Raw genomic sequence first — 24033 nt, forward strand, 5'->3', positions numbered from 1 at the left:
TATACGTCAAATTTAGACATAATACTATTACAGTTTCTTTTCATTCATATTGTCAAAGCATAAAAACATCCTTGCCGGCACTCAGCAAGGATGTTTTTATCTTACTTTTTTTCTGACAGCCATTTGGCAATAACAGCGGCTTCGTTATCATCTACAAGCCCCTTTGGCATATTGCCGCGGCCGTTTTTAATAATGCCTTCAATTTTGTGTTCATCGTATTTGCCTCCGACCTCTTGGAGATTAGGCCCTGACACACCTTCTAAATCCTTGCCGTGGCAGCCTACGCAGCTTTGCTGATATAATTCTTCTCCTTCAGATGCAGTGGCTTCCGTCTTGCTGCCGGTGTCTGTCTTCTCTTCTTTTGCATCGTTTGATCCGCAGGCAGCCAACAGAACAGAAAGCGCAAATCCAAGCATTAGTATCGATAACTTTGATTTCATGTTGAGAAGCACAACTCCTTTACGATCTCTTCCATATTATAACCTCGTTTAAGCGCGTTTGAAACCCTCGCCCAGCACCTCGCTCGCGTCTGCTACAATCACAAAAGCTGACTCATCAATCTGTTTGACGATTTGTTTCAATTTGGTGAATTCAGTTTGCCCAACCACGCACATTAAAATCGGACGGTCATCGTCAGTATATCCGCCGACTGCAGAAATTTTTGTCACGCCTCTGTCAATCTTCTGTAAGACAGCCTCCTTGACAGCCTGCTCCTGCTTTGTAATGATGAGTGCCATTTTTGAGCGATTAAAGCCGACTTGCACAACATCAATGGTTTTGCTGGACACATAGACGCCAAGCATGGCATATAAGCCTTGCTCAATATTAAATACGATCATAGCCGTAACAACAATCATTCCGTCAATGATGGCGAGGCACTTCCCCAATGACAGACCGGAGTACTTATGAATGATCTGTGCAGCCAAGGCTGTACCTCCCGTCGAACCTTTCCCTAAGTACACAATACCAATTCCGATACCTATCCCGACACCGCCAAAAATCGCCGCCAAGAGTTCATGATGAGTGGCGGGCTGAATATCCCTTGTCAAAAACACTACTAGCGGCAAAAACACAGAACCTGCAAGTGTCTTTAGTCCAAATTTCCCGCCGAGCAAAATGACGCCAGCAATAAATAAAGGGATATTAATAATCCACTGTACATACGCTGCTTCAAAACCATATGATTGTAAAATCGTACTGATCCCGCTGACACCGCCGGCGGCAATCTTGTTCGGAAGCAAAAATACATTAAAGGACACGGCCGTAATCGCTGCTCCTAACAATATGTATACATAATCCCGCAAAATCCACAATGTTTTATTCCGTACGTCCATCATATATCCTCCGTTTCTTCCAATGCTCTCCGATAGCATTTTAATCCTTCCCTGATTAGATGTAAATAACACCCAAATACAGTGGTAATATGCTAAAGCAGCAGTGAAATCAAGGATATAAGGAATAAAAAAACACACCCGTATGCATCAGGTGTGTTTTTCAGCTTATGAAAGCTTAGAACGGAGGTAGGCATCAATGAACGTATCAATGTCACCATCCATTACAGCTTGAACGTTCCCCATTTCTGTATTAGTCCGATGGTCTTTTACCATGGAATACGGATGGAATACATAAGAACGGATTTGGCTGCCCCAGCCGATTTCTTTTTGTTCACCGCGAATTTCATCCAGCTCTGCCTGCTGCTCTTCAATTCTGCGCTGATACAGCTTGGCCTTCAGCATTTTCATGGCTCTTTCACGGTTTTTAATTTGTGAGCGCTCCGTTTGGCATGTCACAACTACGTTCGTCGGCAAGTGAGTAATCCGAACGGCTGAATCCGTCGTATTGACGTGCTGTCCGCCCGCGCCGCTTGCACGGTACGTGTCAACTTTAATATCCTCCGTACGAATATCAATATCAATTTCATCGTTAAATTCAGGCATGACTTCACATGAAACGAAAGATGTGTGGCGGCGGCCTGATGAATCAAATGGTGAGATCCGCACAAGACGATGGACACCTTTTTCTGCTTTGAGATACCCGTAAGCGTTGTGTCCTTTGATGAGCAATGTCACTGACTTGATTCCAGCCTCGTCACCTGGAAGGTAATCGAGTGTTTCTACTTTAAAGCCGCGGCGCTCTCCCCATCTTGTATACATTCTAAGAAGCATAGAGCCCCAGTCCTGTGACTCTGTACCGCCAGCACCAGGGTGCAGTTCTAAAATCGCGTTATTTTTATCATACGGCTCGCTGAGAAGAAGCTGAAGCTCAAACTCATTGAACTCTTTTGTTAATGATTTTAGTTCTTTTTCAAGCTCAAGCTGGAGATCAGTGTCCGGCTCTTCTTTCAAAAGATCATGAGTCATTTGTAATTCTTCGTGAGATTCATTCAATTTTTTATACGAATTGACATAATCCTTTAAACCGTTTGCTTCATTTATAACCGTTTGAGCTTTTTGCTGATCATTCCAGAATTCCGGATCAGCCATTTGTTCATCTAGCTCAGCAATGCGAGCCTCCTTTGATTCGAGGTCAAAGAGACCCCCTAAAGTCCGCTAAACGAGAAGCCATATTTTCGAGCTCTGCTCTGATTTCTGATAATTCCATTTCATTCACCTCATTAAAAGATCCGCAGGCGCCTGCAGGCGCCGCGGTCAGTAAACTTGCCGGAGCGAACTATTCAGTACGGCCGCAGCAATTTTTATATTTTTTCCCGCTTCCGCAGTGGCATGGGGCATTTCGGCCGATATCAACCACTTTGCGAACCGGTGCTTTCTTTGCTTTTTTGTTATCGTCGCCTTCTTGCGGCTGATGAGCTGTTGTTTGGCCTTGTACAACCTCTTCACGCTCCAGATTGTTTTCAATCTCAGCTTTCATCACAAATTTTGCGACCTCGTCCTCTATTGATTCAATCATATGCTCAAACATCGCAAAACCTTCCATTTGATACTCACGAAGCGGGTTCGTCTGCGCGTAAGCACGAAGGTGAATCCCTTGGCGGAGCTGATCCATCGCATCAATATGATCCATCCATTTAGAATCAACGGCACGAAGAACGATAACTTTTTCGAATTCGCGCATTTGCTCTTTGCCGAATTGCTCTTCCTTCTCATTATATTTTGTGATGATACGATCCATAATGAGCTCAAGCATTTCATCCGGTTCTTTACCGAAGATATCGCTCTTCTCAAGCGCACCTTCATCAAGATAAGTTGTGTTGATAAGATCAACGAGACCGTCAAGCTTCCACTCCTCAGGAAGCTCTTCTCTTGGCGTATAGGCTGCAATTGCGCGTTCGAGAGAAGACTTGATCATATTTTCAACGATTTCACGCAGGTTTTCAGAGTCAATGACTTCAAAGCGCTGCTTATAAATGACCTCACGCTGCTGGCGGAGAACATCATCATATTGCAGAAGCTGTTTACGCGAATCGAAGTTATTGCCTTCGACGCGTTTTTGAGACGATTCAACCGCGCGAGATACCATTTTGCTTTGGATTGGAGTAGAGTCGTCCATGCCGAAGCGGTCGAGCATCGCCATTGTCCGCTCAGCTCCGAATCTGCGCATCAATTCATCTTCCATAGAAAGATAAAATTGAGTGATCCCCGGGTCTCCCTGACGTCCGGAACGACCTCGAAGCTGATTGTCAATCCGGCGTGATTCATGTCGTTCTGTTCCGACAACAGCGAGTCCGCCAAGCTCTTTTACACCTTCGCCAAGCTTAATGTCCGTTCCGCGCCCCGCCATGTTAGTCGCAATCGTCACTGCGCCTTTTTGGCCGGCCTCTTCAATGATCTGCGCTTCACGTTCATGGTTTTTGGCATTTAACACTTGATGCGGAATTCCTTTGTTTTTAAGCAGCTTAGAAATCAATTCAGATGTTTCAACGGCAACCGTACCGACTAGAACAGGCTGTCCCGTCATGTAACGCTGTGCGACATCCTCCGCAACTGCCTTAAACTTTCCTTCCATCGTGCGGTAAATTAAATCCGGGCGGTCATCACGGACAACTGGCCTGTTGGTAGGGATCATGACAACCTGCATGTTGTAGATGTTGCGGAATTCTTCTTCCTCTGTCTTAGCCGTACCCGTCATACCGGCAAGTTTTTCGTACATCCGGAAGTAGTTTTGGAACGTAATCGTCGCCAAGGTCATGCTTTCGTTTTGAATCTCAAGCCCTTCCTTCGCTTCAATCGCCTGGTGAAGCCCCTCACTGTAGCGGCGGCCTTTCATCAGACGTCCCGTGAAGGAATCAACAATAACAACCTGTCCGTCTTCCACTACATAGTCAACGTCCTTTTGCATCGCAACGTGAGCTTTTAAGGCCTGGTTGATATGGTGGTTGAGCGCGACATGCTTCACATCAAAGAGGTTATCGATGCCGAACGCTTTTTCCGCCTTCGTCATTCCTTCTTCAGTAAGCTGTACAGCTTTTGTTTTGATATCGTACGTGTAATCCTTCTCCGCTTTTAACGTACGGACAAAAGCATTTGCCTGTACGTACAGCTTAGTGGATTTTGCAGCTTGTCCAGAAATGATAAGCGGTGTTCTCGCTTCATCAATTAAAATAGAGTCAACTTCATCAATTACCGCAAAATGAAGCGGGCGCTGAACCATCTGCTCTTTATATAGAACCATATTGTCACGCAAATAGTCGAAGCCAAGCTCATTGTTTGTAGAGTAAGTAATGTCAGCGGCATAAGCTTCCCGTTTTTCGTCTTTTGACATTGAGTTTAAATTCAAACCGACAGTCAGACCGAGAAACTCGAAAATTTTCCCCATTTGCTCAGCGTCACGGCTTGCCAAGTATTCGTTGACAGTCACGACGTGTACGCCTTTACCTGTTAACGCATTTAAATAAACAGGCAGGGTAGACGTTAATGTTTTCCCTTCCCCTGTTTTCATTTCCGCTATATTTCCGTCATGAAGCGCCACGCCCCCCATGAGCTGGACTTTAAACGGAAACATGCCTGTTACGCGGCGTGAAGCTTCTCGAACAACAGCGAAAGCTTCAACAAGAAGATCATCCGTTGTCGCCCCTTTTTCAAGACGCTCTTTAAATTCAATTGTTTTATGTTTCAACGCGTCGTCAGAGAGATTTTCATAGTCTCCGCGAATCGCATCAATATCGTTAGCAATTTTTTCGTATCTATTCAGCGTACGTTTTGTTGGATCAAACATTTTATTTAAAATTCCAAGCATTTATAACGCTCCTCTATCTTCACATGCCTATTTTAGAGGCATGTATAAATAATTTACTAGTCCATGTATACCTCTCATTATCATATCATACCTTTTGTTATTTCCAAAGAATTTGCAAATAAGAAAAACAAAAACCTTCCGCGGACATCACGGAAGGCTTCTCTTCATTATTCAGTCGGTTCAATTAAGCCATATTTCCCGTCATTTCTGCGGTACACGACATTTGTAAGGTTTGTTTCCGCATTTGTGAAAACAAAGAAATTATGGCCGAGCATATTCATTTGCAGGATCGCTTCTTCACTATCCATCGGCTTTAAATTAAAGCGTTTCTGACGGACAATGTCCAAGCTCTCCTCCTCTTCTATGTCATCCTGAACCGCAATATCTGTATCAGAGCCAAGACCGTTTGCCAATAAATATTTTGGAGAGCCCTGCTCACGGAATTTACGGTTTACTTTCGTTTTATGCTTACGGATTTGACGTTCCAGTTTGTTTGTTGCGAGATCAATTGCGTTGTACATATCCTCGTTATGCACCTCGGACCGAAGCGCCAGATCTGTCATCGGAATCGTAACCTCAACCTTAGACTCCTTGTCATTGTAAAACTTCAAGTTGACGTTCACATCAGCATCCACGCTATGGTCAAAATAGCGCTCAAGCTTGCCGATCTTCCTCTCGACATGATCCTTTAACGCGGGTGTCACTTCAATATTTTCTCCTCTGATGTTATAGTTCATCAAAGAACGCCTCCCTTTTATTAAGGATATGTATCTATTTCTCTTTTACCCTTTACAATTCCTGCTGAAACATAAATCTTTTGTGAAAATTCAGTGAACTTTGTCGAATTTTGTTTGTATTTGCTCTGTTATTGGCGGTTCGGAGGTATATGTATATGCTGATTGAACGAAACAAATACCTCACACACGCCTAATTGATTAAAAAGGGTTCCATACATTGATGAATAGACAGCATCCATTTTCTATAATGAATCAGAAAATGTCCCTTTAAATACTCACTGAACTCATGAGAGGGAAAAGAGAAAGAGACCAATTGATCAAACTCCGCAAAAATTTGGTCAAATGCTTTCACACAAATTTCAGCACACCGTGAATCCATAATGAAGAGAAGTGTTGAATGTGTTGAATCCAAATAAAAAAAGGCTTGGATCAGATCTTGGTAGATCCGATCCCCTTCTGTTTTTGATAAATTCTCTTCAGCCTCTATCAAATAACACAACCCTTCTTCAATGGTAAAAAGAAGATGATAATAAGCTGATAAAAGCGTATAATCTTCAATGCTCTTCAAGGCACTCACCTATTTACGCTTGTCATAATATGTGCCGTCAATCGTAATGTTGTTATAAGGATTTAAATACGTGGTATGCATCACACGTTTTCTTTTCATCTGCTGAAGTTCTGCTGCGATTGACTGCTTCAGTCGTTCCATTTCCTTCACAATAAGCTGATCCCATGTCAGCACTAGCTTCATCTGCTTTCGCTCTTCTTCTGAAAGCGGCAGAGATATCTCCTGAATCAGTTCAGACCGTTTAGCCACAAAGTCTTCAATTTGTTTTAAAAGCTCATCGCTTTCCGGCGTATTTTGTATGTGTGACAGCATACTCTTCGTCTCAGTGTATAGTTGATCTATGTTATTCATGCGATCCCGCCTGATCCGTGCCGGTCCTTCCGTTCACTTTGAATGGCTTGTTTCCAAGCATCGCGAAAATCTGTTACATAGCCTTCAACCTCAGCCAGCATACTCGTATCATTTTTGATATTTGCCTGTACCAATCTTCGATACATATAATCGTACATCGCACCCATGGAAGCGGAAAGCTCTATGTTACGGTTAAGTGTAAAATTTAATTCCTGAATAATATTTTGCGCTTTAATCAGATTCTCATTTTTACGTTCCATATCATCATTCTCAATGGCCTGAGAGGCAAGTCTTATAAATTTTAAACAGCCATTATACAGCATAAGCGTCAGCTCCCCGGGTGTAGCCGTATTCACTGAATTTTGCTGATAGGCTGTATATGGATTTTGGATCGCCATGTGTCATCCTCCAAATTACATTTATTGTACAAGAAGCTGTGATAAATAGGACGCTTGTTCGTTCATTTTTTGAATCGCAGAATCCATTGCACTGAATTTTGAATAATAGCGGTTTTCTATTGTGGTCAACCGGTCCTGCATTTTGGTAATATTAGTGCTGATCGTGTTTAAATTTTTACCGATTGAATAATCATTGGTTCCCATTGTCGAGTTGCCGGCTTTTGCTTCAATGCTCTTCACCGTACTTTTCAGGGTGTCACCGATGCGTTTCATAATCCCTTTATCACTATAGGCGCTGCTGTTCGTTCCGCTTGTAAATAAAGCGGCGACACTTTGCGGATCTTCTTGTATCTTAGCTTTCAGTTTGTCTTCATTAATCTCTAGATGTCCTCGCATTTGGTAAGCACCTGACGTTGTGATGCCAAATTCAGTTAATTGATAGGTTTTTCCATCCGCATTAACTTGAGAATAAAAATCAGTCCGCATTTGGTTCGTACCAGTGCTGATACTAGTATCATTTTTCAGCAAACCGCTTTTTGCCTTTTCCTCCCAGAGTTCTACCTCTTTATCGGTCATTGCTTCTTTTTGTTCACTCGTCAGCGGCGCATAGTCTCGGTATTTTTCTTCTTTCAGCTTTCCATTCAGGCTGTCAACCAGTTCATTGTATTTATCTACAAACTCTTTGATTTGGTTATAAATCCCGTCAACATCAGTAGATACAGATGTGGTAACAGGGCCTGTTGCTGCAGTTGTATTTTTAATTGTGTAGGTAACACCATTAACTGTAAAGTTGTTTGTCAGCTTCTCCATTTCAAAGCCGTTAATTGTGACTTTGGCATTTGTGCCTTCTTTGTAAGCAGTGAGCTTATTATCAGCATCCAAAGAAAAACCAAGCTGACCGGACATAAAGTCAGCTGTAGCAGAGTCTGCTGCCTGTATACTGCCTCCTGCACCTGTTGCTTTAGAAGAAAACGCAATTGTTTCTACGTACTCTGTACCATTCCAAATTTTATCTTTAAAAGCTGATACTCCTAGATCTGAGCTGTTAAGTTTAGAAATCACATTATCAATCGTATCGGCGCTCGTCACACTAATGTTCACTGTTTTTGCCGTTGTTTCGCCAGGCGCAACAACGTTAAATGCCAAATTGTAATCGCCTTGAGTGTATCCCGTATAATTGTTTGCCTTATACGTTGCTGCGGTTGCCAAGCTCGCCACTTCAACAGTAGAAGAAGAGTTTGCTGCACTTGCAGTTCCTGTAGCAGTTAAAACAGATTCGTTTGAACTTGTTACAGTTTTACTCTGAAACGTACTCGGATATGTCAGCTTATTATTAGACATATAATCTTGTAATTCTTTTATTTTTGAGTTTACTTCACGATAGCTGTCACGCTGCCATTCAAGAGTCTGCTTTTTTTGTGTCAGCTTATCAAGCGGCGCTCTTTCTGTCTGCATCAGCTTTGATACAATATCATCTATATCCATTCCTGACGCCAGACCTGTTATTCTTGTGACCATCTCAAACCACTCCTATTCTACTTTTTTTCATCTACAAATAACCCAAGAAATTCAGTCATAGCCGCATAAAAATCAAGCCACCGTTTTGGTGGAATTTCGCGGATCACTTCATTTGTAGAGTCCTCTATTACCTTTACATAGTATTCATTTAACTTGTCATGAAGCTCGAACTTCAGATGAACTTGCGAAGGTTCCAACAGCTTGTTCATTTCCCCCACCATTTCAGCAAGATTGGTATATGAAACTTGATGAACAGGAACCTCGTTATCATTATCTTTCTGATTATGTATTTGAGTATCATAACGATCCCAAACAGGTTGTAACGTAGTGAGCCTTTCAATGTTCAATTGATCATCCCCTATGCCCCAATCTATCGTTTATATCGACTAAATGGAGATAAGATTACACATATTTTTGGAAAAAAATCTTCTGTTTTAGATTTCTTGTTTGGAAATACATTTATAAAAAGTTAGTGGAGAATCCGGTTATTATATCATGAGTTAGTGACAGGATGAGGAATGATTCGGAGATAGAGATAGAAATATAAATTAAAAGACCCTGGCAACGCCAAGGTCTTTTTTAAAATTAACGTAACAATTGAAGTACGTTTTGCGGCTGTTGGTTTGCTTGAGCAAGCATCGCTTGAGAAGCCTGAGAAAGAATGTTGTTCTTTGTGAACTCGCTCATTTCTTTCGCCATGTCAACGTCACGGATACGAGACTCAGCAGCAGTTAAGTTTTCAGAAGAAGCACTAAGGTTGTTAATAGTGTGCTCTAGGCGGTTTTGTACCGCACCAAGTTTTGAACGTTGGCTTGAAACACTTGTAATTGCAGTATCGATTTTAGCGATCTCAGTGTCAAAACTAAAAGTAGCTGATGACACATCAATACCTTTTACTCCTAAAGTTGTCGCATCCATGTTGCCAATTGTAACATTAATATTTTGGGTAGCATTTGCACCGATTTGGAATGTAAAACCTGCTGTTACACTACCGTCTAGAAGTTTTTTTCCGTTAAATTCAGTACGTTGAGAAATACCATCGATCTCTTCAGTTAAAGCATCCATTTCATCTTTAATTGCAGTTAAATCTTCAGGTTGCTGTGTGCCAGTGTTACCAGCTTGAACAGTAAGTTCACGCATACGTTGAAGAATCGCATGAGTTTCAGTCAATGCACCCTCAGCTGTTTGGATAAGAGAGATTCCGTCTTGAGAGTTTTTAGAAGCCATATCAAGACCTCTGATTTGTCCTCTCATTTTTTCAGAGATCGCTAGACCCGCTGCGTCATCTCCCGCACGGTTGATACGTAGACCTGAAGAAAGTTTCTCCATGTTCTTTTGCGCTGCACCATTGTTTGAAGACAAACGGTTCAGTGTGTTAAGTGCTGCGATATTGTGGTTAATTCTCATTGTTTTGTTCCTCCCTGAATATGTTGTTTAGGCACGTCCTTGTGCCTTATTTTTGTAACTGGCGGAGTCATTTGCGCCTCCTTCCGGCTACATCATTAATATCGGATTGTCTCTGATTTTGTTAATACAAAAATAAAAAAATCCTCACTTTTTTTGTGAGGATAATGCGGAGATCACATCGCTGGATAACGCTGCTGCACGGTTATTTTCTTCCTGAATGGTCAAGTAAATTTCTTTCCTGTGAATATCAATATGCTTTGGGGCGTCAATTCCAAGCTTCACTTGATCCCCCTCAACCGCAATCACTTTTACTTCAATATCAGCACCTATTTGAATCGCTTCGTTTATTTTCCGCGATAAAACTAGCATGATTCTCCTCCAATCGGATGCTTTGTCGTATATGAGGAGTCGTGTAAAACGACTTGCTTAGCCATCATGTTCTTGCGATTCACAATAATGGGAGCCAATAAATTCGCAGTAGACTTTTCAAATGGCTCTGCCATAGTCAATATCGTCATGACTTCTACGTCTTGAATATTATCGATATCCAAAAGTTCAGCAGTTGATTCATCAAGGTCAAATTCATAATTCTTAAAAAAGATAAACGGACTTACGACGATGAATGCAAGATTTTCTGAAGTGACGGACTGCAGTGCCACGAATGGAGAGTCTTCTGAAAGCGGAAGTATGACAAATTGTTTTTCTTCTAAAAAGCCTGGAATCCCGCTTTCAAAAAGAATGATTTGCTCTTCTTTTATGTTCATTTGGCCATGGTACTTCGTATGAATGATCATTGTTCACGATCCTTTTCTTTTTACTTTTCGGGTGATTCTTTCGGGTATTCTACATCTATATTTAAATCAGGGTATTGGAGCATGTCAACCTTAACATTTCCTGGCGTATATTCAACAATTGGCTTATGCGGCTCAGCCTGAATAACAGGCTTTCGCGGCGTAATCTGAACATCAAGCTGTGACGGAGTATATTGTATTTTCACCCTAGATAGAGAAGGAGCATAATTTTCGCCTAATTGAATTTGGTGCATTTCAGAGTTCCTCCTTGCTTGTGAAGCGATTGGGTTCCCCTTATTTTCAATCCTCATAAGCTCGTCGCCTTCTTCTGCAGTGCGTGCTATTCCCTCCATTACATCCTCATGCCCTTGTTGGGCGGCTTCTTCAATTCTCTTGAAAACATGCTTTCTGTCTAGTTCTTCCCATGCTTGTGTCTGGTCAATCGTGAGTTTTCCAGGTGTCACCGATATTTCCATTTCCGCACTCGGCTGTTCGATCTCTAGATCAGCTTGAGGCTGCTCCATTTTTAAGCTGGCAGGCGTCGTTGTTAAACCAATTTTTCCTTGAACACTATGCATAATCAATCTGGGAATCTGCATCACTCTACCTCCTGAACTATAAAAAAAGCGAACTCCTAAGAGCCGCTTACTTTAAAAAGTCAATCAATGTAGGCTGAACAATTTGCGCATTAACAGCCAGAGTAGCCCTGTGAACGCTTTGCTGCGCAATAAATTCAGTTATTACTTCTTCCAGTTCTACATCTTCATTATCTGATAACACTTTTGTAGCTGTTTCTTCTTGAGCTGACAGTCTTGTATTAACCAGTTCAAGACGATTATATCTCGCTCCAAGATCAGATCGTTCAGCACTCATGCCGTCAGAAAAATGATCAATACCATCTAAAACATTGTCCATGCCATCTAGCGAACCAGAATTTAGTGCTTTCTCAAAAGAATCAAGCATTTCAAATACATTTTGCCCGCTTTCAGAAGTGCCTCCAAAAGCTGACTTTGGATCTGAATTCACTTTCAATGACATATTATTTGATATATTGACTACGACATCAGCTGTATCAGAAATTGTATAAGTTCCGTCTCCGTTATCTGTAACCGGAGGCTTATCTGAATTTGTGCCATTAAAGATATATCTGCCGTTCACTTGTGTATTCGCAATATTTAAAAGCTGTTCCTTTAACTGCTTTACCTCTACGCCAATCGCTTGCCGCTCCGACTCGCCGTTTGTATCATTTTGAGCTTCAACCGCTAATTCTCTGACCTTTGACAAGATGTCAATTCCTTCTGTAATGTTTGTTTCTGTGTTTTCGAGCCAGGTAAAGGCTTGAGAAGCATTGCTTTTGTACTGCTGCACTTGAGACAGTTGCGTATTATACTTTAAGCTTTTCATTGCTACTACAGGATCGTCGGAAGCTTTTGAGATTTTTTTCCCTGAAGAAATCTGCGACTGGAGTTTATCCAGCTTCGTGTAGCTCGAACCGATATATCTCAGTGAGTTTTGCTGTATCATGCCTTGTGTTACTCTCATGTGACTCTACCTACCTTCCTCCAACACCCATGCCGTTGATCACTTTATCAAGTAATTCGTCTTGTAAAGTCACCATTCTTGCAGCTGCATTGTATGCGTGTTGGAATTGAATCATATTCGTCATTTCTTCGTCTAAAGAAACTGCGCTCATTTGCTGACGGTTTATGTCAGCATCATTTAGCTGTGTTTCTGTATTAGACGCCAGTCGATTAGCCTCTTGAGCTTCGATCCCTAACTCGCCAATCAGACCCGCATAATAATCTAAAACACTAGTTTCTTTACCGTTAATGGTTATTTTACCGGTTAAAACATTTGCTAATTTTGTAGCATTTGCGTTATCGTTGGCTGCACCAGTCAGTGAGAAAGCAATGTTTGCGCCTTTTGAATCTATTATGCTGTCAGCCACTTTGATCTTGCCCGCCGCGCCCTTGGCAGGTTCAGTTTCACCGCCAGTAAAATCAAAAAAGTCTCCGCCTTGTTCACCGCTCTTGGTCACACCATTTCTGTGCACTTCATTGAAAGCTTTCGCGAATTCAAGCGCCATATTGTCAAGATCAGAAAGCATTTCCGGGTATACGCCCTTTTCTTGGCCATCTGCTGTTATATACCCGTAAGACTCTATAAATCCTAAAAGGGATCCCTTGCTGCTGAAGGACTCCGCCTGCACAGCTGTATCTCCGATTGAAATACTTGATACTAACCCAGTTTCATTATCATAGTTGGCTGCAAGTTCTGAAACCTCGTAATTTTTACCGTCCAAAACAGTTCCTAGCGACTGTTTATTCTTATCAAGGATTTCAATTGATACAGTTCCTTCAGCAGATGCAAGTGCATTCCCGCCTGATTTGTTGTAGCTGACTTTGATATCAACCATTGAGGATAATTTATCGATCAGCAAATCTCGCTGGTCATATAAACCATTCGGAAGAAGCCCGACCGGCTCTACTTGTGCAATTTGCTTATTTAAACTGTTTAATTGAGAAAGCAGAGAATTGACATCCAACACAGTTGTATTTAGCTCTGCTTTTAAATTCGATTGGACATTTGTAAGTGATTCAGAAATATAATTAAACGTTTCAGCTACAGCTTGTCCTTTTCGAGCAACAACAGAACGTGCACTTTCTTCATTTGTATTATTCGATAATTCCTGCAGAGAATTCCAAAACGAATTGAGCACACTGTTCAAGCCGCTGTCATCCGCTTCATTTAAAACGCCTTCCATTTGGGACAGAGCTTTGGCCTTCGTGTCATAGTATCCGGCACTGTTGTTTTGAAGACGGTATTGGTAGTCAAGAAAGATATCTCTTATTCTCTCAACTGATTTTCCTTGAACGCCCGTACCCATTTGTCCCGCTGTTTTTTCTGCGTTTTTAGATACAGCAGGGAAATAGTCAGTTGCCTCCAATGAGACCCGCTGTCTTGTATAACCATCAGTATTGGCATTTGCCACGTTATTTGCAGTAGTGCTTAACGCTGCCTGCTGAGCGCTTAACGCCCGCCTTGCAGTTTCAAGCCCCATAAAGGTAGATGTCATTTTCTGAATTCCTTTCTGCTAAGCTTTTGAATCAAACAGTTTCATTTGGCTGCTTTTCGGCAGCTCAGCTTTAATTGATTTGCTGTAATTGAAGTTATTTTCCTTAGGAACCAGCATATCGTACGAAATAGAGATGAATTGCAGCGCGTCTCTTGTCAGCTGCCTATTCATCTCATTTACTTTTTTCAGACGTCCGAGAACTTGAGAAAGAGATTCGTATAGTTGTTCCAGCTCTTCCTTTTCACTGCCTGAGGTTTTGGCGATACATGCGGAAATAGTATTATTTTCGCTATATCCGAGAAAGGCCGAAGTTGTTTTGATCCGGTCATCTTCTGTCTGCGTGATCGCTTGAATATATTTTTGCTCTTTTGTCAAAATGTTAGAAAGCTCTTTTGTTTTGCCGGCTTTGAGCGCTTCCGTCTTTTCTTCAGACAGCGTGAGCAGGTGCTCATGCAGAACGCAAAGTCGCTTCAATTGTTCAATAATTGCCTTCGCTGACATGGGCTTTCTCCTTTTTTATTGCTTTTTATAAAAATTAATCATATTTTTCGCGATATGATTTGCGTCTACTTTGTATGACCCGTTTTCAATTTGCGCTTTAAGCTGCGCAATTTTTTCCTGTCGTGAACCAGCGACTGCGTCGGATGCATGTTGCATTTCTTTAGCCTGTGATGAAATTTCAATTTTATCTTGAGGCTGTGCAGCAGTTTTTTGCACCGCTTGCTTATCATAATTTTTTTGATATGGATTAACGGATTGTGTTCCAAATTGATTGATTTTCATAGGATTCCTCTCGCTTTCCGTTGCAGTCTTTAAACAATCTTAACCCTTTTATCGACTGCGTTTTCAGTTAGTTTAGGGAATCAGCTGTTTTTGGTATTATAGGCATAGTATGTGTCTTTTTTACTATTTTCTTTCTCGATTTTCAGAGCATCCTCGTGGTTCAAATGATCCATTTGATCCTTAATATCGGACTGGCAAGCCTTGCAGAACTTGCCTTCTCTAATCGATGTCCCGCACCTTTCACAAGGGTATGCCAAATTAGGAAGATGAGTGATCTGAATTCGCTTCTGCCTGATGAATTTCAATATCAGCTCTTCTTCCACACCTGTTTCCTCAGTTATCCGGCTCAAAGTTGATTGCCGATTTTCCTGTTTTCTTAAAAATTTATAGACAGTCTCAAATGATTTTTCTTCTTCCTTAATACACGCCTGACATACGGTTTGCAGCTTTGTTTTTAAAAATAAAGCATTGCATTTCGGACAATTCGCCAGTTCTCCCATCTTTTTTTCTCCTTATTCAATAATATGCCTTTGTCAATTTCTAGTGATTATATCGGCATAAAAACAGAATCATTTAGCTTCTGATCAAGGTAAAAGATGACACTGAAGCGGCGTTTCCTTTTTCTAATAAGCAGCGGGCTGCGAAGTGCAAGGTGGCGCCTGTTGTATAAAGATCGTCTATTAAAATGATATTCATACCTTCTGTTGAATTATTTTTTGTGTCAAAAATGCGCTCTGACAGCAGGCGTTCTGTTTTCTTTTTCTTTGACTGTTTCTCATTATTCAGGCGAATGAGGGGATGGTGGGAAGGCCGGTCTAAACATTCTGCCAAGAGCTGTGCCTGGTTAAATCCGCGCTCTTCTTCCCGTTCCTTGCTCAGCGGAATAGGTACAAGAACAAAATGCTTATCGGGGTAAACCTTAGAAAAGGTTAAAGAAAAATCACTTTTAAATGCATTTATGATTTCTGCATCTCCTCTAAATTTAAAACGGGAGAGCGTTTCTTTCATCATATCATTATATGTGTAAACTGAACGGTTTTGACGCAATAGCAAACTGTCTCTAATCCTTGTTCTCCACACCTCGCAATCCCTGCATACGGCATGAACAGATTGAGGTCTGCCGCACAGAGTGCAAATATGTCCTGTGATTTTATTTAATTTGCTTCTACAAGAATAACAAACCTTTTCATCAGGCTTTAATAAAAAAAGGGCTCTCCATGTAACATCTTGAGAAAATTGCGAATCACATAATAAACAGATCAGTTTATGAATGCCTCCTCCTGCTTCGTTTGACATAAATCGCTTGGACTCTCTGAAACTACAGCAGCAGATTCAGCCAAAATGACAAGCATTGCTGTGTTTTTTTGTTTATCTACCAGCTCAGCTTTCGTATATGCGATCTTTTTAAGATCAGTAACGTAGGATGGACTCACTTTGTTTAAAGAAAGTGCCAATACATCGTTTTGGCATACTTGGCAAGTACAGGCCATATGAAGCTGGTCCATATATCGGTCGAGCAGTTCTTTCATTACGATTTCTTTTGAATTGACAAGCATTTTTACAGCTCCTCATCATCGGTTATATGAGTATACTGTACCACGTTTTCAAATAATGGCTAGTCTGTACATTCAACTTTTGCTGCCAATTCATTCATTTCTTTTATATGCTTTCTTGCATCGAGCATACTCTTTGTTTTGCCGAAGTGAAAGAAAATGACATCGCCGTCCGCATATTCTTTATGCCGGCCGGTTCTTCCTGCAATTTGAACAAGTGCGCTTTCCGTAAAGATAGGTGATTCCGCTCCTAGTACACCCGTTTGCACCTTGGGGACTGTGACGCCTCTTTCCAGTATTGTTGTTGTGATTAATAGATCGAGCTGACCATCTCTGAATTGCTGCACTTTCTCCTTTCTATGCTTGTCTTCCGCGTGCACAGATGCGGTTCGGCAATGAACACCTCTAAAGCACGCAGCAGCCTTTTCCAGAATAGAAACGGAAGGAACGAATAAAAAAACAGGCCTCCCTTCTTTTACATGAAACTCTATCCATCTTTTCACCGCTGGCGGAATTTTATTTCGGTTTAATTTCTTCTTCCAGTTTCCACACCATACAAAGCGCGGTTCGGGTAAAGGTTTCCGGTGGTGTCTTGCGGGGATGCGAACTGAATGTAACTGTCCGTTCAGTGCTTTTCTTTTTAATTCTTTAGGAGGTGTTGCACTTAAATAAACGAGGGTGCTGTTTTTTTTTCTTGCTTTTTGAACAGCGAATTGAAGGGTTTGATCAGCAGAATATGGAAAAGCGTCAACTTCATCAATGATCATAACATCGATTGCATCTTTATATCGCAAAAGCTGATGCGTAGTGGAAATCATAAGCGGAGATAGCCGCCCTTTGTCATCGCTTCCTCCGTAAAGCGCTGAAATGTCAGCACCCTGAAAGGCAGCCTTGAGTCTTGGAGCAAGCTCTAATACAACATCGGTGCGAGGTGTTGCAATACATACACGCAGTCCTTGATTTAACGCTGATTCAATACCAGGAAACAGCATTTCTGTTTTGCCAGCGCCGCAAACCGCCCAGATGAGGAGCTCTTCTTTTTTTGATATTGCTTCAATTAATACATTGGCGGCTTTTTGTTGTCCGCTTGAAAGCTTGCCATCCCATGTCAGTTTAATTGACTTCCAGTTTGGTTCATTTTCCTCTTCCCATGAATATAAAGGAACCTCCTCACTCACTCTGCCCATCATGACACAGGAACGGCAATACAGCTTATTCTTTCCAGATGAGTGATAAAAAGAAAAATACCGCTGATCAGTTTGGCCGCACCTATTACATCTATATCCCCGTTTATTTATGGATATAGAATTTTCAGCAGTGATATATCCATTCTTGATATGCCATTCAATCATCTCATCGGAAAATGAGAGTTCAGTCCTGAGCAAATGACGGCTCCGAAGCGTCTGCTGCAATTCTTTTGAAAAGGAACTGTTTTTTTCAACTGGCACATTCACATAGCACGCCTCCTTTCGAGACAGTATGCCTGAATGAATATTTTCTGTCCAACTATTAAAATAAGAATATAAAAAATCTCCGCTCTAAAAAACGGAGATTTTACATTATTTAAAACACCAGCAAATTCCTAACGCACCTTCACCCAAATGAGTGCCGATTACCGCGCCAAAATAGCTGTTATAAAATTCAACATGAGGATATTTTGCAGAAAGCTCTTCAATGATTTTCGCTGCTTCTTCCTCTCGATTAGCGTGGATAACAGCAGCTCGCATAGGCAACCCTTTACTCGCATCTTCGTCTAAAAGCTCATAAATACGCGAAATTGCTTTTTTACGTGTGCGAATCTTCTCAAAAGGCATAATTACCTTATTGTCAAAATGAAGGATAGGCTTTACCTTTAGAAGACTACCAATGAAGGCTTGGGCGCTGCTTAATCGCCCGCCGCGCTGAAGATGAGCTAAGTCATCTACCATAAAATAAGCTCGAACTGTTTTTTTCATTTCTTCCAGTTCTTTTATAATATCTTCCGGCGATGATGCTCCGTTTTTGATTAATTCAGCAGCTTTAAGAGCATAAAAGCCTTGAGCCAAGCAGCTGATCTCTGAGTCAAATGGATACACATCAATATTGGCGACCATCGAATCAGCCGCTGCTGCACTGCTGAATGTTCCGCTGATCCCGCTGGAAAGATGGATACTGATAACCGCATCATAAGACTTGCCAAGCTCTTCATACAACGCAACCAGCTCGCCGATTGGCGGCTGAGAAGTCGTCGGGAGCTCATTATGTTTTTTCACTTCTTCGTAAAAGCTTTTCCAGTCCAACTCAATTTCTTCACGGTAAGTCTCCTCCCCAAAAACAACCTGGAGAGGGATCATATGTATCTGATGTTGTTCACGCATTTCTTTCGGAATATATGCCGTGCTGTCTGTTACGACTGCAATATTCATAGCTTCGATACCTGCCTTATTGCTTTATAACTCTATTGTAAGGGAAACGGCAGCCTAAAAAAAGACCTGCCTAGAAAAAGGCAAGTCTCCTATTATACTATCTCATTTCTACCCAGCCATTTTTAATGGCGACCACAACGGCCTGCGTCCGGTCGTTTACATTCATTTTTTGTAAAATATTGCTGACATGGTTTTTAACGGTTTTCTCACTGATAAACAATGATTCACCAATACCGCGGTTGCTTTTTCCGTCTGCAAGCATCTGCAGCACTTCACATTCCCGCCTAGTTAAAATATGTAATGGTCTGCGGATTTCAGGGTAAACCTCATGTTGAGGGTGTGCCGAAACTCCGCTTGTTGCAAGGCGGCGGAATTCGTTAACGAGGTTGTGAGTAACCTTCGGATGGAGGTAAGATCCGCCCTCAGCCACTACTTTAACCGCTTCAATTAATGTATCAGCATCCATCTCTTTCAGCAGATAACCCCTTGCACCTGTTTTCAGGGCATGCGTTACATAATTTTCGTCATCGTGAATTGATAGAATAATTACTTTAGATTCAGGATACAGCTCTACAAGCTGTTTTGTAGCTTCCACACCATTTACGTTTGGCATATTGATATCCATGATCACAACATCAGGATGATAGTGCTCAACAATACGAGCCGCTTCGTCTCCGTCATCACCTTCGGCTACCACTTCAAAGGTAGGTTCAAAATCCAATATCCGTTTAACACCTTCACGAAATAACTGATGGTCGTCGATAATAACAATGTTTACTTTAGTCACAAGCCACGCCTCCTTGTATTATTGTTCTATATACTCTAGCATTCGGTCAATATGCCTTTTGGCTCTATTTTACAAATCATAGTCAAAGAGATAACGGAACCTTAATCATAATAAATGTCCCAAGACCTATTTTCGAATCTATTGTCATCGTTCCTTCCAATAAATCTACTCTTTCTTTCATGCCCAGCAAGCCGAATGATTTGTTTTTCTTCTCTTTCGCTTCCTTCAGGTCGAACCCTTTACCGTTATCTTTTATCATTAAAATCACAAAATCCTTTGTGATCTCAACTTTGACTGTAATTTCTTCAGATTCAGAATGCTTTAGCGCATTAGACACAGCTTCCTGTGCGAGCCTGAAGAGCGCAACCTCAAACTGAGGCGCTAGCCTCTGATCCTCTGTTTCTCCAATGCACTGAAAATGTATTTTGACCTTCCCGTTATATTCCTCGGTTGTATATAGATATTTTCTTAAAGTTGGAATCAGGCCTAGGTCATCAAGGGCCATCGGTCTTAAATCATATATAATCCTTCTCACTTCGTAAAGGGCATTCCGAACATTTTGGCGGAGATTTTTAATTTCTTGGAATCCGTCCTCTGCGCCCCGGTCACGGAAAATCCGCTCGATTAATTCCGATCTCATCATAACATTCGCCAGCATTTGAGCGGGTCCGTCATGGATTTCTCTTGAGACTCTTTTTCGCTCTTCTTCCTGCGCCTCAATAATTCTTAAGCCGAAATCCTGTTTTGCCTGAGCATCAGCAAGAAGCAGTCCAACTTCGCGCAAATCCTGATTCAAGTAGTTGAGTACAACTGTAATTTGGCTTACTAATGATTCTGACCGCTCAATGATTTCCTGAAGCCCTAGCAATCTGCGCTCCAAATCGTCCCGCCGTTCGCGCAATTGCTTCTCACGTTGCTGGATCATCGTCAATTCTACCTGCAGCTTATGGGCTTTTTCATAAGCATTGCGGATTTCCTCTTCACTGAATCTATGAAAATTACGGCTGACCTCGGATAAACGGTTTCTCGCATGGCGGGTTTGCACTTCAAGTTTATCGCCAAGCTCGATCACTTCATACACCTGCTGTTTAATTTGTTTCAGTTCTTCGACCAGCTGTTCATACTGCTGGCGTGACTGCTCCCCGATTTGAAAAACCTCGTCCTTGCTCCCGTCAACGGTTTTCAGCATCTTCATCAAAATAGAATCCAGCACTTTGGAATCCATCTTTGTTTTATTCATAATTTCCCTCCGTCACGGCGTTGTCATATATTTTTATTATAAATGTAATTGATCTGCAAATTATGTCGAATTATAATGAAAGAATGCGTATATTCTAGAAAAAAACATTTTTATATACTATCTACTCTTTATGATACCAAAATACGCACAAAAATTCTAAAGACTGTACGAATTTGTATAGGCAGTCTTTTATGCTTAGCAGGAGGGTCAGCTAGCATGCTGCACAGCTATTTTACTGTGAAAGAAGCAGGAGAACACGAGATTGTTATAGAAAAATCGCGTTTTATCTGTCATTTAAGCCGTGTTTCTACCGAACAAGAGGCACAGGAATTTATACAGAAAATAAAGAAACAGCACTGGAATGCGACTCATAATTGCTCGGCTTATGTTATTGGCGAGAATGATCATATCCAAAAAGCCAATGATGACGGGGAACCAAGCGGTACAGCGGGAGTGCCGATGCTCGAGGTTTTAAAAAAACGCAAACTGAAGGATACTTGCGCCGTCGTTACACGCTACTTCGGAGGCATTAAGCTTGGGGCTGGCGGATTAATTCGCGCTTATGGGAAATCAGTGTCTGAAGGATTAAATCATATAGGTGTTGCAGAACGGAAGCTTATGCGAATCATGCATACCTCCGCAGATTACACATGGCTTGGCAAGATTGAAAATGAATTAAGGGAGTCACAATTTCTGTTAAAGGAAATCCATTATTCAGAAAATGTTGAATTCGAAACATACGTCGAAGAAAAAGAAACAAACGCTTTTTCTGAATGGATGACAGAACTGACAAATGGAAAGAGTGATATTAAAGAGGGAGAGTTGACGTATCTTGAAAAAGCCGTCAATCACATAAAGGAGACTGAATAATGGCTGAACGCGTTAGAGTGCGTGTGCGAAAAAAGAAAAAGAGCAAACGCAGGAAAATTTTAAAAAGAATTATGTTATTGTTCGCCCTTGCATTATTGGTAGTTGTAGGGCTTGGCGGGTATAAACTTTATAAAACCATTAACGCTGCGGATGAATCATACGATGCCCTATCCCGCGGGAATAAATCAAATCTTCGCAACGAAGTTGTAGACATGAAGAAAAAACCGTTTTCTATTTTATTTATGGGAATAGAGGATTACGCGACTAAAGGACAAAAAGGGAGATCAGACTCTCTTATTGTTGTTACCCTTGATCCCAAAAATAAAACCATGAAAATGCTGAGCATTCCGCGTGACACACGTGTGCAATTAGCCGGTGACACAACTGGAAGCAAGACGAAGATCAATGCCGCTTACAGCAAAGGCGGTAAAGATGAAACAGTTGAAACTGTTGAAAACTTCTTGCAAATCCCGATCGATAAATATGTCACAGTTGATTTTGACGGATTTAAAGATGTGATTAATGAAGTCGGCGGTATTGATGTAGACGTGCCTTTCGATTTCGATGAAAAAAGTGATGTAGACGAAAGCAAACGGATTTACTTCAAAAAAGGCGAGATGCATTTAAACGGCGAAGAAGCCTTGGCATATGCCCGGATGAGAAAACAGGATAAACGCGGAGACTTTGGCCGTAATGACAGACAAAAACAAATCTTAAACGCGCTGATTGACCGAATGTCAAGTGCAAGCAACATTGCTAAAATTGATAAAATCGCAGAAAAAGCCAGCGAAAACGTTGAAACCAATATTCGCATTACTGAAGGTTTAGCGCTTCAGCAGATTTACAGCGGCTTTACCAGCAAAAAAATCGACACATTGAGCATTACAGGTTCTGATTTGTATTTAGGGCCTAACAACACATATTACTTTGAACCTGATGCTACAAATCTCGAGAAAGTCAGAAAAACGCTTCAAGAGCATTTAGATTATACTCCTGATACAAGCACTGGAACTTCCGGTACCGGAAGTTCAACAGACGGAACTGACAGCTCAAGCAGTTCTGGCAGCACTGGAACAACAACTGACGGGACGACGAGCGAAAGCAGCTATTCGAATGACAGCAGCACAAGCTCAAACAGTACAACGAATTCAACAACTGATTCATCCTATTAAAAAATGCCCGGTCCTTTTAGAGGATTGGGCATTTTTGCGCAGAAAAAAACTCCGGCACATAAGCCGGAATTTTTAATTCCTTTTCACCAGCCGTTTATAAAACTTTGTAAACGGCTTAAATTTTTCATTCACGAGCCCTGTCACTTCTGCTATGATTTGCATAAAAATAATTAAAATGAAGATAATAAACAAAGAAAGCCAAATTGTGGCACTTTTAAGTACAATCGCACTGATACTGAAAATAAATCCAATTAAATAAATAACTAAGACCGACATCCGATGTGAAAGGCCAAAGGCCATCAGTCTATGGTGAATATGCGATTTATCAGGCGCTGAAATCGGCTGTTTGTTTAATATTCTCCTGATGATAGCAAAAGTTGTATCAAAAATCGGTACGCCTAATATAATAATCGGGATAACGATACTGAACAATGTGACACTTTTATACAGGCCTAATAATGAAAGAATCGAAATACTATACCCTAAAAACAGTGATCCCGTATCTCCCATAAAGATTTTTGCCGGATGGAAGTTGTAAAACAAAAACCCCAGCGTGCTGGCAATAACGACTAATGAGAGTGACAGAATGAGCACTTTTCCGCCGGATAGCGCCATGACAGCGATCGTTGACAGGCCGATAACAGAAAGACCGGCAGCAAGGCCATCCAATCCATCAATCAGGTTAATTGCGTTCGTGATGCCGACAATCCATAATACCGTCAGCGGATAAGCCATCCATCCTAACTCAAATCGTTCTGTTAAAAAAGGTACTGAGAAAAAGTCCATTTTTAAGCCGGTGCTTACAATCATAATGGCTACACCTAATTGAATCAAAAACTTAACTTTTGCACTTAATTGATATTTATCGTCAAGAATACCTAACACAATAATGATGAATGCTCCGACTGTAATTGCCGTCATCCTTGTTTCTGTGTAAATACCGGATGCAAGCACGCCTGCAACCACCCCGATAAATATGGCCAGCCCGCCCATGCGGGGCATGATTTTGTCATGTACTTTTCGATTGCTGGGCTGGTCAACTGCACCTATTTTAATCGCAATCCTTTTTACGATTGGGGTTATGATTAAAACTGTCAGCAGCGAGACAATAAACGCAACAACAATGCGAATCATGCGTTCGTCAAGCATAAAGAAGTCTCCTTTGGAATTAAATGAAGTCT

The 24033-nt window shown here is 41.4% G+C and carries 28 protein-coding genes; 2 read left to right on the plus strand and 26 right to left on the minus strand.

Annotated elements, in window-relative coordinates; all coding sequences use genetic code 11:
• Positions 1-101: 101 nt before the first annotated feature.
• From cccB to degS, 25 genes are all read right to left on the minus strand, one after another.
• Positions 102-440 (minus strand): cytochrome c551, encoded by a 339-nt coding sequence (cccB, locus tag NYE49_RS18050; protein ID WP_015483761.1) that lies wholly within the window; start codon positions 438-440, stop codon positions 102-104.
• 48 nt (positions 441-488) lie between these two features.
• Positions 489-1334, minus strand: a complete 846-nt coding sequence (locus NYE49_RS18055; protein WP_015483762.1) for a YitT family protein — start codon at positions 1332-1334, stop codon at positions 489-491.
• A 165-nt stretch (positions 1335-1499) separates the two neighbouring features.
• Positions 1500-2601, minus strand: a protein-coding gene (gene prfB / locus NYE49_RS18060; protein ID WP_010886623.1) for a peptide chain release factor 2 whose coding sequence is annotated in 2 segments (ribosomal slippage) — positions 1500-2528 and positions 2530-2601 — 1101 coding nt in all. Because the reading frame shifts where the segments join, the coding sequence is not laid out codon by codon here.
• A gap of 69 nt (positions 2602-2670) precedes the next feature.
• Positions 2671-5196, minus strand: a complete 2526-nt coding sequence (secA, locus tag NYE49_RS18065) for a preprotein translocase subunit SecA (RefSeq protein WP_047183268.1) — start codon at positions 5194-5196, stop codon at positions 2671-2673.
• A 167-nt stretch (positions 5197-5363) separates the two neighbouring features.
• Entirely contained in the window at positions 5364-5933 is a 570-nt protein-coding gene (gene hpf / locus NYE49_RS18070; RefSeq protein ID WP_003228031.1) for a ribosome hibernation promotion factor, read from the minus strand.
• Positions 5934-6123: 190 nt separating this feature from the next.
• Entirely contained in the window at positions 6124-6501 is a 378-nt protein-coding gene (locus tag NYE49_RS18075) for a hypothetical protein (RefSeq protein WP_047183269.1), read from the minus strand.
• Between the two features lie 9 nt (positions 6502-6510).
• Entirely contained in the window at positions 6511-6852 is a 342-nt protein-coding gene (gene fliT / locus NYE49_RS18080; RefSeq protein ID WP_014481040.1) for a flagella biosynthesis regulatory protein FliT, read from the minus strand.
• Complete coding sequence (gene fliS, locus NYE49_RS18085; RefSeq protein ID WP_003219733.1) at positions 6849-7250, minus strand: flagellar export chaperone FliS; 402 nt, start codon at positions 7248-7250, stop codon at positions 6849-6851. Before fliS ends, fliT begins: the two co-directional genes overlap by 4 nt.
• A gap of 21 nt (positions 7251-7271) precedes the next feature.
• Positions 7272-8768: a flagellar hook-associated protein 2 gene (locus NYE49_RS18090; protein WP_047183270.1), complete on the minus strand. Its 1497-nt coding sequence runs from the start codon at positions 8766-8768 to the stop codon at positions 7272-7274.
• A 17-nt stretch (positions 8769-8785) separates the two neighbouring features.
• A complete protein-coding gene (flaG, locus tag NYE49_RS18095; RefSeq protein WP_009968250.1) occupies positions 8786-9115 on the minus strand; it encodes a flagellar protein FlaG in 330 nt (109 codons plus the stop codon).
• A gap of 238 nt (positions 9116-9353) precedes the next feature.
• Complete coding sequence (gene hag / locus NYE49_RS18100) at positions 9354-10175, minus strand: flagellin Hag (RefSeq protein WP_029725988.1); 822 nt, start codon at positions 10173-10175, stop codon at positions 9354-9356.
• 144 nt (positions 10176-10319) lie between these two features.
• A complete protein-coding gene (csrA, locus tag NYE49_RS18105; protein ID WP_003219727.1) occupies positions 10320-10544 on the minus strand; it encodes a carbon storage regulator CsrA in 225 nt (74 codons plus the stop codon).
• Positions 10538-10969: a flagellar assembly protein FliW gene (gene fliW, locus NYE49_RS18110; RefSeq protein WP_003228007.1), complete on the minus strand. Its 432-nt coding sequence runs from the start codon at positions 10967-10969 to the stop codon at positions 10538-10540. Before fliW ends, csrA begins: the two co-directional genes overlap by 7 nt.
• A gap of 20 nt (positions 10970-10989) precedes the next feature.
• On the minus strand, positions 10990-11565 hold the full coding sequence (locus NYE49_RS18115) for a DUF6470 family protein (RefSeq protein WP_015384781.1): 576 nt from the start codon (positions 11563-11565) through the stop codon (positions 10990-10992).
• A 46-nt stretch (positions 11566-11611) separates the two neighbouring features.
• On the minus strand, positions 11612-12508 hold the full coding sequence (gene flgL, locus NYE49_RS18120; RefSeq protein WP_047183271.1) for a flagellar hook-associated protein FlgL: 897 nt from the start codon (positions 12506-12508) through the stop codon (positions 11612-11614).
• Positions 12509-12518: 10 nt separating this feature from the next.
• The gene (gene flgK, locus NYE49_RS18125) at positions 12519-14042 is read right to left on the minus strand and encodes a flagellar hook-associated protein FlgK (protein WP_015384782.1); all 1524 of its coding nucleotides are present in this window, start codon (positions 14040-14042) and stop codon (positions 12519-12521) included.
• Positions 14043-14060: 18 nt separating this feature from the next.
• Positions 14061-14543: a flagellar protein FlgN gene (gene flgN, locus NYE49_RS18130; RefSeq protein WP_014481048.1), complete on the minus strand. Its 483-nt coding sequence runs from the start codon at positions 14541-14543 to the stop codon at positions 14061-14063.
• A 15-nt stretch (positions 14544-14558) separates the two neighbouring features.
• Positions 14559-14825, minus strand: a complete 267-nt coding sequence (flgM, locus tag NYE49_RS18135; RefSeq protein WP_015384783.1) for a flagellar biosynthesis anti-sigma factor FlgM — start codon at positions 14823-14825, stop codon at positions 14559-14561.
• An 80-nt stretch (positions 14826-14905) separates the two neighbouring features.
• Positions 14906-15325, minus strand: a complete 420-nt coding sequence (locus tag NYE49_RS18140; protein WP_003227995.1) for a TIGR03826 family flagellar region protein — start codon at positions 15323-15325, stop codon at positions 14906-14908.
• A gap of 73 nt (positions 15326-15398) precedes the next feature.
• On the minus strand, positions 15399-16121 hold the full coding sequence (gene comFC, locus NYE49_RS18145) for a comF operon protein ComFC (RefSeq protein WP_047183272.1): 723 nt from the start codon (positions 16119-16121) through the stop codon (positions 15399-15401).
• The gene (gene comFB / locus NYE49_RS18150) at positions 16085-16381 is read right to left on the minus strand and encodes a late competence protein ComFB (protein ID WP_015483764.1); all 297 of its coding nucleotides are present in this window, start codon (positions 16379-16381) and stop codon (positions 16085-16087) included. The genes comFC and comFB overlap by 37 nt, the downstream gene beginning before the upstream one ends.
• 59 nt (positions 16382-16440) lie before the next feature.
• The gene (comFA, locus tag NYE49_RS18155) at positions 16441-17832 is read right to left on the minus strand and encodes an ATP-dependent helicase ComFA (protein ID WP_047183273.1); all 1392 of its coding nucleotides are present in this window, start codon (positions 17830-17832) and stop codon (positions 16441-16443) included.
• A 105-nt stretch (positions 17833-17937) separates the two neighbouring features.
• The gene (locus NYE49_RS18160) at positions 17938-18783 is read right to left on the minus strand and encodes a DegV family protein (RefSeq protein WP_342410578.1); all 846 of its coding nucleotides are present in this window, start codon (positions 18781-18783) and stop codon (positions 17938-17940) included.
• A 97-nt stretch (positions 18784-18880) separates the two neighbouring features.
• Positions 18881-19570, minus strand: a complete 690-nt coding sequence (gene degU, locus NYE49_RS18165) for a two-component system response regulator DegU (RefSeq protein WP_003219701.1) — start codon at positions 19568-19570, stop codon at positions 18881-18883.
• Between the two features lie 82 nt (positions 19571-19652).
• The gene (gene degS / locus NYE49_RS18170; RefSeq protein WP_003227983.1) at positions 19653-20810 is read right to left on the minus strand and encodes a two-component sensor histidine kinase DegS; all 1158 of its coding nucleotides are present in this window, start codon (positions 20808-20810) and stop codon (positions 19653-19655) included.
• Between the two features lie 216 nt (positions 20811-21026).
• Here degS and NYE49_RS18175 point away from each other — a divergent pair, with 216 nt between their 5' ends.
• Both NYE49_RS18175 and tagV read left to right on the plus strand, forming a co-directional pair.
• A complete protein-coding gene (locus NYE49_RS18175; RefSeq protein WP_342410579.1) occupies positions 21027-21680 on the plus strand; it encodes a YigZ family protein in 654 nt (217 codons plus the stop codon).
• Complete coding sequence (gene tagV / locus NYE49_RS18180) at positions 21680-22852, plus strand: polyisoprenyl-teichoic acid--peptidoglycan teichoic acid transferase TagV (protein WP_123373717.1); 1173 nt, start codon at positions 21680-21682, stop codon at positions 22850-22852. Before NYE49_RS18175 ends, tagV begins: the two co-directional genes overlap by 1 nt.
• Before the next feature lie 72 nt (positions 22853-22924).
• On the opposite strand, the gene NYE49_RS18185 is transcribed toward tagV, so the two are convergent.
• Positions 22925-24001: an MraY family glycosyltransferase gene (locus NYE49_RS18185; RefSeq protein WP_003227975.1), complete on the minus strand. Its 1077-nt coding sequence runs from the start codon at positions 23999-24001 to the stop codon at positions 22925-22927.
• Positions 24002-24033 lie beyond the last annotated feature (32 nt).

The sequence above is a fragment of the Bacillus sp. FSL L8-0358 genome (assembly GCF_038593095.1).
In the GTDB taxonomy this organism is placed as follows: domain Bacteria; phylum Bacillota; class Bacilli; order Bacillales; family Bacillaceae; genus Bacillus; species Bacillus subtilis.

Coding starts and splice junctions, on each gene's coding strand:
- cccB (WP_015483761.1), bottom strand. CDS start 440: ATGAAATCAAAGTTATCGATACTAATGCTTGGATTTGCGCTTTCTGTT.
- NYE49_RS18055 (WP_015483762.1), bottom strand. CDS start 1,334: ATGGACGTACGGAATAAAACATTGTGGATTTTGCGGGATTATGTATAC.
- secA (WP_047183268.1), bottom strand. CDS start 5,196: ATGCTTGGAATTTTAAATAAAATGTTTGATCCAACAAAACGTACGCTG.
- hpf (WP_003228031.1), bottom strand. CDS start 5,933: ATGAACTATAACATCAGAGGAGAAAATATTGAAGTGACACCCGCGTTA.
- fliT (WP_014481040.1), bottom strand. CDS start 6,852: ATGAATAACATAGATCAACTATACACTGAGACGAAGAGTATGCTGTCA.
- fliS (WP_003219733.1), bottom strand. CDS start 7,250: ATGGCGATCCAAAATCCATATACAGCCTATCAGCAAAATTCAGTGAAT.
- NYE49_RS18090 (WP_047183270.1), bottom strand. CDS start 8,768: ATGGTCACAAGAATAACAGGTCTGGCGTCAGGAATGGATATAGATGAT.
- hag (WP_029725988.1), bottom strand. CDS start 10,175: ATGAGAATTAACCACAATATCGCAGCACTTAACACACTGAACCGTTTG.
- csrA (WP_003219727.1), bottom strand. CDS start 10,544: ATGCTAGTTTTATCGCGGAAAATAAACGAAGCGATTCAAATAGGTGCT.
- fliW (WP_003228007.1), bottom strand. CDS start 10,969: ATGATCATTCATACGAAGTACCATGGCCAAATGAACATAAAAGAAGAG.
- NYE49_RS18115 (WP_015384781.1), bottom strand. CDS start 11,565: ATGCAGATTCCCAGATTGATTATGCATAGTGTTCAAGGAAAAATTGGT.
- flgL (WP_047183271.1), bottom strand. CDS start 12,508: ATGAGAGTAACACAAGGCATGATACAGCAAAACTCACTGAGATATATC.
- flgK (WP_015384782.1), bottom strand. CDS start 14,042: ATGACATCTACCTTTATGGGGCTTGAAACTGCAAGGCGGGCGTTAAGC.
- flgN (WP_014481048.1), bottom strand. CDS start 14,543: ATGTCAGCGAAGGCAATTATTGAACAATTGAAGCGACTTTGCGTTCTG.
- flgM (WP_015384783.1), bottom strand. CDS start 14,825: ATGAAAATCAATCAATTTGGAACACAATCCGTTAATCCATATCAAAAA.
- NYE49_RS18140 (WP_003227995.1), bottom strand. CDS start 15,325: ATGGGAGAACTGGCGAATTGTCCGAAATGCAATGCTTTATTTTTAAAA.
- comFC (WP_047183272.1), bottom strand. CDS start 16,121: ATGTCAAACGAAGCAGGAGGAGGCATTCATAAACTGATCTGTTTATTA.
- comFB (WP_015483764.1), bottom strand. CDS start 16,381: ATGCTTGTCAATTCAAAAGAAATCGTAATGAAAGAACTGCTCGACCGA.
- NYE49_RS18160 (WP_342410578.1), bottom strand. CDS start 18,783: ATGAATATTGCAGTCGTAACAGACAGCACGGCATATATTCCGAAAGAA.
- degS (WP_003227983.1), bottom strand. CDS start 20,810: ATGAATAAAACAAAGATGGATTCCAAAGTGCTGGATTCTATTTTGATG.
- NYE49_RS18175 (WP_342410579.1), top strand. CDS start 21,027: ATGCTGCACAGCTATTTTACTGTGAAAGAAGCAGGAGAACACGAGATT.
- tagV (WP_123373717.1), top strand. CDS start 21,680: ATGGCTGAACGCGTTAGAGTGCGTGTGCGAAAAAAGAAAAAGAGCAAA.
- NYE49_RS18185 (WP_003227975.1), bottom strand. CDS start 24,001: ATGCTTGACGAACGCATGATTCGCATTGTTGTTGCGTTTATTGTCTCG.